At 46.9% G+C, this 849-nt stretch carries 1 protein-coding gene; it reads right to left on the bottom strand.

Translation table 11 applies throughout. The features are described 5' to 3' along the window. Positions 1 to 213: 213 nt before the first annotated feature. Positions 214 to 849, bottom strand: a 636-nt coding sequence (locus FNE76_RS08080; RefSeq protein ID WP_214613814.1) for a restriction endonuclease subunit S, incomplete at its 5' end; no start/stop codon positions are given.

The following is an 849-nucleotide window of genomic DNA, read 5'->3' as shown; positions in this document are numbered from 1 at the left end:
TTCGCCAACTTTTAAACTGTGGGCCCGCAAAAAGTTTTTTTCACAACCCCCTCCAAAAAATGTTTTTTATTTTAAACCCCCCCATTTAAAAAAAAAACCCCCCCCCCCCCCCCCCCCCCATAGTCATAACGGGGGCGTTGTTCTCTTGTAGGGTCATTGGCACTCCTTTAAAATTTTTGCTCCCATTGTAACCACCTCTCATTTTAACCCCATTTAAACGGGCTTTAACGGCGTGCTTAAGACTTTGTCATAAGCGTTTAACTTTTGATCCCACAAGGCTTTTACCCTCTCAATGTGTTGTTTCTCTAGGACTTTGATAAAGTTTTCCATGAGATCGTAAGCGATGGTGCCATCTTTGTGGGTGGGCAACATGATTTTAAGATTGTTTAGGGTTTTGGCAAAATCACGCACTAAAACGCCTTGTAAAATCCTTTGAAACTTGTTAAGGCAAGTGAGCATGAAAAGGGCAATATAACGATTAAAGCCCTCAAATTTGGGGTGTAGGCTCTTGGTGAATTGCCCGGCGTAAAAATCTTGCTCCATATAGAAAAATTGCATGCCTATCATCCCCACTGCTAGGCAATTGCCCTTAATCTTGTGTTCCTCGTCTAAATATTCCACCCACCCGGCAACGCCATTATTCATGCAAGTGCGGGTGAAATAGGGGTAAGCCATAGGTCTATCCTCGCTTGGCGTAAAAGTAGGCGGTTCTACAAAGTTAAAGCTATCTTTATTGAGCTGGGGGTTAGCTTGGATTTTAAACAAATCCCCCACCCTAAACTCTTGCCATGTTGGGGGGGGGGCGCGGGGGGGGGGGGGGGGGGGGGGGGGGGGGGGGGGGGGGGGGGG

The sequence above is a fragment of the Helicobacter mehlei genome, assembly GCF_007280785.1.
In the GTDB taxonomy this organism is placed as follows: Bacteria; Campylobacterota; Campylobacteria; order Campylobacterales; family Helicobacteraceae; genus Helicobacter; species Helicobacter mehlei.
Note: the sequence above shows the minus strand (reverse complement) of the source record. Positions and strands in the feature narration are given on the sequence as shown.